The sequence below is a fragment of the Streptosporangium sp. NPDC006013 genome, from assembly GCF_040614275.1.
In the GTDB taxonomy this organism is placed as follows: domain Bacteria; phylum Actinomycetota; class Actinomycetes; order Streptosporangiales; family Streptosporangiaceae; genus Streptosporangium.
In genome coordinates this window covers 1-6482 of the sequence record NZ_JBEXUE010000533.1, presented here as the reverse complement: position 1 = coordinate 6482, position 6482 = coordinate 1, and the positions used below count along the sequence as shown (strand labels likewise).

Sequence of the window (6482 nt, the reverse complement as noted above, 5' to 3'; positions counted from 1 at the left end):
CGAGGGCGGGGTGAACCTCCAGGTGCTGCCGGTCTTCATCGACGATCAGTACCGCCCCGAGGGCGCGCTCCGGCAGACACTGCGCATGATCGAGTGCGCCCACGTGCTGGCCGAGGGCAACGCCGACGCCGTACGGCTCTGCCTGGACGGCGCGCAGATCGACGAGACGCTCGCCCAGGGCAGGATCGCCCTGGTCCTGGCGCTGGAGAGCATGCCCGGCCTGGATTCGGCCGTCGAGCTGGTGCCCACGCTGCACCGGCTGGGCGTGCGGGTCGCCTCGATCGCGCACTGGGGCCGTACCGCGCTGGCCGACGGCAGCGGCGAGGACGCCACCGGCAGCAGGCTCACCGCGGCGGGGGTGGAGACGGTCCGGGAGATGGAACGGCTCGGCGTGATCTTCGACATCTCCCACCTGGGCGCCTCGGGGGTGGAGCACGTGCTGGAGCTGGCGAGCAGGCCGGTGATGGCGACCCACTCCTCGGCCCGCGCGCTGCGCGACCACCACCGCAACCTGACCGACGACCAGATCCGCGCCGTCGCCGCCACCGGCGGCGTGGTCTGCGTCAACTTCCTGCCCGCCTTCCTGACGGAGGACGTCACCGAGTACACGGTGGACCGGCTGGTCGACCACATCGAGCACGTGGTGAGCGTCGGCGGGATCGACCACGTGGGGCTCGGTCCGGACTTCATCCGCGAGGTCATGCACGACGTCACTCCCCCGTGCTGCGAGGAGCCCGGCTACAGCGGTGTCGACATCGGCGCGACCCTGCCCGGACTGTCCGGCCCGAGTGGCCTGCCCCTGGTCACCGACGCCCTGCTCAAGCACGGCTTCGCCGACGAGGAGATCATGAAGATCATCGGCGGCAACGTGCACCGGCTGTTCCGCGCCGAGCTGGGCAGGCCCGCCTGAGCCTCGCGGGGGCATGAGCCGAGATGGGACGGGGGTGGCGGCCGCTCCTCCGCGAGACACCGGGCGACCTGCCGCAAGGAGGCGATCGGCTTCGGCCGTGAGACGGGCCACCTCGTGGAGCGGCGGCCCCCAGGCGGGCCACTCCCGACGCGGGAGCGCCCCTGGCACGGGAGCGCCCCTGGCACGGGAGCGCCCCTGGCACGACGCCCGGCATGACAATGGAACCCGGTGCGACGAATGGGAGAAGGAAGCTTGAAGATCACCGGGATCGAGTTGAGGCGGGTCGCGATGCCACTGGTCACGCCGTTCCGTACCTCCTACGGCACGGAGACCGAACGCGACGTACTCCTGCTCCGCGTGGTCACCCCCGAGGCGGAGGGCTGGGGCGAGTGCGTGGCCATGTCCGACCCGCTCTACTCCCCCGAGTACGTCGACGCCGCCGCCGACGTGCTGCGCCGTTTCCTCATCCCGGCCCTGCCCGCCCGTGCCGACGTCCACGGCGTGGGCCGCGCGCTGCAGCCCTTCAAAGGCCACCGGATGGCGAAGGCGGCCCTGGAGAGCGCGGTCCTGGACGCCTGGCTGCGCGCGTCCGGTCAGTCCCTCGCCTCCTTCCTCGGCGCCACCGCCGACCGTGTCCCCGCCGGGGTGTCGATCGGGATCATGAACTCCGTCCCCGAACTCCTGGACACCGTCGCGGGCTATCTCGACGAGGGCTACGTCCGGATCAAGCTCAAGATCGAGCCCGGCTGGGACCTGGCACCGGTCCGCGCGGTACGGGAGCGCTTCGGCGACGACCTGCTCCTCCAGGTCGACGCCAACGCCGCCTACACCCTCACCGACGCGCCCCACCTGGCCAGGCTGGACCCCTTCGGACTGCTGCTCATCGAGCAGCCGCTGGCCCACGACGACATCGTCCAGCACGCCCGGCTGGCCGGCAGGATCGCCACCCCGATCTGCCTGGACGAGTCCATCGAGTCGGCCGCCGACGCGGCCGCCGCCATCTCGCTGGGCGCCTGCTCCGTGGTCAACGTCAAGCCCGGCCGGGTGGGCGGCTATCTGGAGGCCCGGCGCATCCACGACCTGTGCCGCGCCCACGGCGTCGCCGTCTGGTGCGGCGGCATGCTGGAGACGGGCGTCGGCCGCGCCGCCAACGTCGCCCTGGCCGCCCTGCCCGGCTTCACACTGCCCGGCGACATCTCTGCCTCCCACCGCTACTACACGACGGACATCACGCCGCCCTTCGAGCTGAGCGACGGCCATCTGAACGTCCCCGGCGGGCCGGGCATCGGCGTCGAGCCGATCCCCGGCGTGCTGCGGGAGGTCACCACCTCCACCGAGTGGATCACCCGCTGACCACGGGCTCCCGCGAAGCGGCCGGCCCGAGGCCCGGTCACGGATGCGAGGTTCCGCCGCCGGAGCCGGTCGGACGCGCGACCGATCACGTCCGGGGCTCGACCGGCCTCACTTCGCCGCGGCCTCCTGGGCGGTGGCGGAGATGAAGCGGGTGATGCGCCGCCAGGCGTCGGCCGAGGCGTCGGCGAAGTCGGGGAGCTGATGATCGAAGAAGCCGTGGGGCGCGTCCGGGTAGGTGACGAACTCGTGCCCGACCCCGGCGGCGGTGAGGGCGTCGTCGAAGGCGGTCACCATGGCCGGCGGGATGTTCTCGTCGCCACCGCCCCACAGGGCGAGGATCGGCGCGGTCATCAGGTGGGCCAGCTGGATGGGGCCGGGAGCCCCGTTGAGCTCGCCGGGAAAGCCGTACAGCCCGATGACCCCGTCGAGGCCGAAACGGGGGGCGGCGGTGTTGAACGCGAACCTGCCCCCCATGCAGAACCCCAGGGAGACCACGGCGTGGCAGCTCTCGCGGAGCCTTTCGACACCGGCCGACATGTCGGCGGACAGTCCCTCGGAGGTCAGCCTGGCGAGATGGTCCGGCATGAGCGTGGCCATGTCGGCGAAACTCTCGGGCCGGTCGCGGTAGTCGGTTCCGGCGGTGCGCGCGTAGTAGTCGATCGCGACCGCGGTGTGCCCCAGCTCCGCCAGCCGCACGGCGAGCTGCTGGTAGAAGCCCGACAGTCCGCGATTGTCGGGGAGGACGAGCACCCCCACCCCTGACGGCTTCTCGGGGTGGGCGAGAAATGCGCCGATGCGCGTGCCGTCACCCGAGGTCAGGGTGGCCTGCGCGGCCTCCGCCCGGGTGATCGGAGCATTCGGCACAGGCGGGGCGGCAGCTGCGTCGTAACACACGGACGACACTCCTTTGAATTGACTGGAGTTTACGCCCGAAACATTAGCCGCACTTATCCGGCGATTTCCAACATGATATCATGGATAAATTAATTATCGATATACGAGTGATTAAACAGTGGTCACGAAAAGCGTTTCAGGGAATTGAGATTTCCGCGCCTCTTTCACGCGGCGGCCCGGCGCGAGCGGATCGTGGAGACCCTCCCCGGCGTTCCCGTCGACCGGAGGCGGACGCCCCGGTCCGCCGGGCGTACGGGCACGGGACCGTCAGGAGGCCAGATACTCCTCCCTGACCTTGGAGCGGGAGAGCTTCCCGGTGGGCGTGCGGGGCAGTTCGTCGCGGAACTCGATGACCCTGGGGTGCTTGAAGCGGGCGATCCGCGGGCCGAGGTGTGCCAGCAGCTCCTCGACCGAGGGGCGGGGGCCGGGCACCGGCTGGATCAGGGCGACCACCCGGTGGCCCCACTCCTCGTCGGGCACGCCGATCACCGCGACGTCGGCGACCGCCGGGTGCTCCAGGATCGCCGCCTCGATCTCCGCGGGGTAGATGTTCACCCCGCCGGAGACGATCAGATCGGTGCGGCGGTCGCAGAGGAACAGGAAGCCGTCCGCGTCCATGAAGCCGATGTCACCGGGGGCGTACCAGTCACCGCGCATGCTGGCGGCGGTCTTCTCCGGGTCCTTGCGGTACTCGAAACCGCCGGTGCCCGACCTGACGTAGATCATGCCGGGCTCGCCCGCGGGGAGCTCCTCCCCGTCCGCGCCGAGGATCCTCGCCTCGAAGGTCGGGGCCGGGCGGCCGACCGTGCCGGGACGCTCCAGCCAGTCGTGCGGCTTGACGGAGAAGGCGATGGCCGTCTCGGTGGAGCCGTAGTACTCGTACAGCACCGGCCCCCACCAGTCCATGATGCCCTTCTTGACCGCCACCGGGCAGGCCGCGCCGGTGTGCACCACCTGCCGCAGCGACGACACGTCGTAGCGCGCCCTGACCTCCGCCGGAAGCTGCAGCATCCGGTGGAACATGGTCGGCACCATCAGCGCGTTGCCGACCCGGTACCTGTCGACCAGCTCCAGGATGGCCTCCGGTTCGAACCTGGGCGCGATCACCAGGGTGTGCCCGAGGTGGAGGGCGAAGATGGTGTGCGCGCACGGCGCGGAGTGATACATCGGCGAGGTCACCAGGTGGATCTCGTCACCGGCCCGCAGGTCGCAGACCTCGCCCAGGAACCAGGTGTAGAGCGGGACGATCACCTCCGGCTCGTGGCTGGAGAGCGGGCGCTGCACGCCCTTGGGGAACCCGGTGGTGCCCGAGGTGTACCACATGACGCCGCCGCCCGAGCGGTCGTCAGGGGCGGTCGTGGGCTGCCCCTCGGCCAGCTCGGCCACGCCGACGGCCTTCTCGACGGAGTACGACGGGTCGGCGACCACGACCCGGGCGTCGCAGTCGGCCAGGATGTAGTCGATCTCGGCGGCCGTGAGGTGCCAGTTGACCGGTACGTAGTACAGCCCCACCTGCCCGGTGGCCATCAGCATGACCACCGCGTCGATGCCGTTGGGCAGCACTCCGGCGACCACGTCGCCTCGGCCGAGCCCGCGGGCCCGCAGGCCGTGTGAGACCTGGTTGACCGTGGCCAGCAACTCTCCGTAGGTCGTCACGGCGCCGTCGGGGTGGATCAGCGCGCGGCGGCCGGGATCGGCCTCGGCGATCCGGTAGAAGGTGGGTAGCCCGCTGATGTCGGCCATGGACGTTCCTCCTTTAGAGCTCCAGCAGTTCGGCGAGGCGGGTACGGTGCGTGCGGGGCGCACCCAGCAGCACCTCGTCGGCCTTGGCGCGCTTGTAGTAGAGATGCGCGTCGTGCTCCCAGGTGAAACCGATGCCGCCGTGCAGCAGGAGGTTGTCCCGGGCCACCTCGAAGCAGGCCCTGCCGACGTAGGCCTGGGCGAGCGCGGCGGCCGAGGAGAGCTCGCCGGGCGCCTCGTCCGCGGCCCAGGCCGCGTAGCGGACTATCGACTCGGCCTGCTCCAGCTTGCAGTGCATGTCGGCGAGCCGGTGCTTGACGCCCTGGTAGGAGCCGATGAGGCGGCCGAAGGTCACCCGGAGCTTGGCGTAGCCGACGATGGCGTCCAGCGAGGCACGCAGCACGCCGAGCTGCTCGGCGGCCACCGCGACCGCGAACAGGTCCCTGGCCCTCGCCACGCCCTCCGTCGACGAGGCGATCTCCTCGCCCGCGCCCAGATCCACCTTCGCCTGCCTGCGGGTGATGTCCAGGGTGGTCAGCGGGGTGCGGTCACCGCCTCTGACCGCCAGGACCCGCGGCCCCTCGATCGCCAGGACCACGTCGGCCTCGGCACCGTTGAGCGCGCGGCCGCCGTCGAGGGCGACGGTCGCGAGCGTGGTCCCCGCGGCGATGCCGGGCAGCAGCTCCTTGTCGCCCACCTCGGTCAGCAGGATCGTGGCGAGGGTGGTGGCCAGGAAGGGGCCCGGCAGCAGCGCCGCGCCGGTCTCCTCCAGGACCACCGCGAGCTCGGCGTACCCGGCCCCCGCGCCGCCGTGCTCCTCTCCGACGACGAGGCCGGCGAGCCCGAGCTCGCCGTTGAGCCTGCGGTAGACCTCGGGGTCGTGGCCGGTCTCGGATTCGACGGCCCGCCGGACCTCGGGCAGCGGCGAGGCGGAGGCGAGGAAGGCACGGACCGCGCCGCGCAGTTCCCGCTGCTCCTCGGTGAGCACGAGCTTCATATGTTTCCGCCTTTCTGCGCGAGCCCGGAGGTCACCCGTTCACCTTGAGGTCCTTGAACGGCACGTTCTTGTCCACCCGCGGCTCGGGCGGCAGGTTGAGCACCCGGTCGCCGATGATGTTGCGCATGATCTCGTTGGTGCCGCCGCCGAGGGCCATGGCGGGAGCGAGTGAGACGGCCTCGGCCAGCCGCCCGCCACCCTCCTCGTAGGCGACGGCCCCCGGTCCGGCCAGCGAGGTGGCGAGGTCGGCCTGGAACATGGTCAGCTCGGCCAGCAGCAGCTTGGCCGCGCTGCCCCTGGCCCCGGGGAAGACGCCGGCCTTGGTCTCCTGAGAGAGTCGCTCGTTGAACAGGGCGAGCGCGCGGGAGCGGATGTGCAGCTCGATGAGCTGGTCCCTGACCACCGGGTCGGCGGTGTCGGCGGTGTGGCGCAGCACCTCGAAGGCGACCGGGTTGTCCTTGCGGCCGCCCATGCCGACGCCGCTGGAGATGGACAGGCGCTCGTGCAGGAGTGTGGTGACCGCGCAGCTCCACCCGTCGTTGACCTGGCCGATCAGGTTCTCCGCGGGGATGTGCACGTCGTCGAAGA

General features: G+C 71.2%; 6 protein-coding genes. 2 read left to right on the top strand and 4 right to left on the bottom strand.

Annotated elements, in window-relative coordinates; genetic code table 11:
• Both ABZ260_RS44055 and menC read left to right on the top strand, forming a co-directional pair.
• Window positions 1-910, top strand: a 910-nt coding sequence (locus tag ABZ260_RS44055; protein WP_355629922.1) for a membrane dipeptidase, incomplete at its 5' end; no start/stop codon positions are given.
• A 252-nt stretch (window positions 911-1162) separates the two neighbouring features.
• Window positions 1163-2263, top strand: coding sequence for an o-succinylbenzoate synthase (gene menC / locus ABZ260_RS44050; RefSeq protein WP_355629919.1), 1101 nt, complete (start codon window positions 1163-1165; stop codon window positions 2261-2263).
• Between the two features lie 108 nt (window positions 2264-2371).
• On the opposite strand, the gene ABZ260_RS44045 is transcribed toward menC, so the two are convergent.
• From ABZ260_RS44045 to ABZ260_RS44030, 4 genes are all read right to left on the bottom strand, one after another.
• On the bottom strand, window positions 2372-3157 hold the full coding sequence (locus ABZ260_RS44045) for a dienelactone hydrolase family protein (RefSeq protein ID WP_355629916.1): 786 nt from the start codon (window positions 3155-3157) through the stop codon (window positions 2372-2374).
• 267 nt (window positions 3158-3424) lie between these two features.
• On the bottom strand, window positions 3425-4900 hold the full coding sequence (locus ABZ260_RS44040) for an AMP-binding protein (protein ID WP_355629913.1): 1476 nt from the start codon (window positions 4898-4900) through the stop codon (window positions 3425-3427).
• Window positions 4901-4913: 13 nt separating this feature from the next.
• Window positions 4914-5894 (bottom strand): acyl-CoA dehydrogenase family protein, encoded by a 981-nt coding sequence (locus ABZ260_RS44035; protein WP_350923672.1) that lies wholly within the window; start codon window positions 5892-5894, stop codon window positions 4914-4916.
• 31 nt (window positions 5895-5925) lie between these two features.
• Window positions 5926-6482, bottom strand: a 557-nt coding sequence (locus ABZ260_RS44030) for an acyl-CoA dehydrogenase family protein (protein ID WP_355629909.1), incomplete at its 5' end; no start/stop codon positions are given.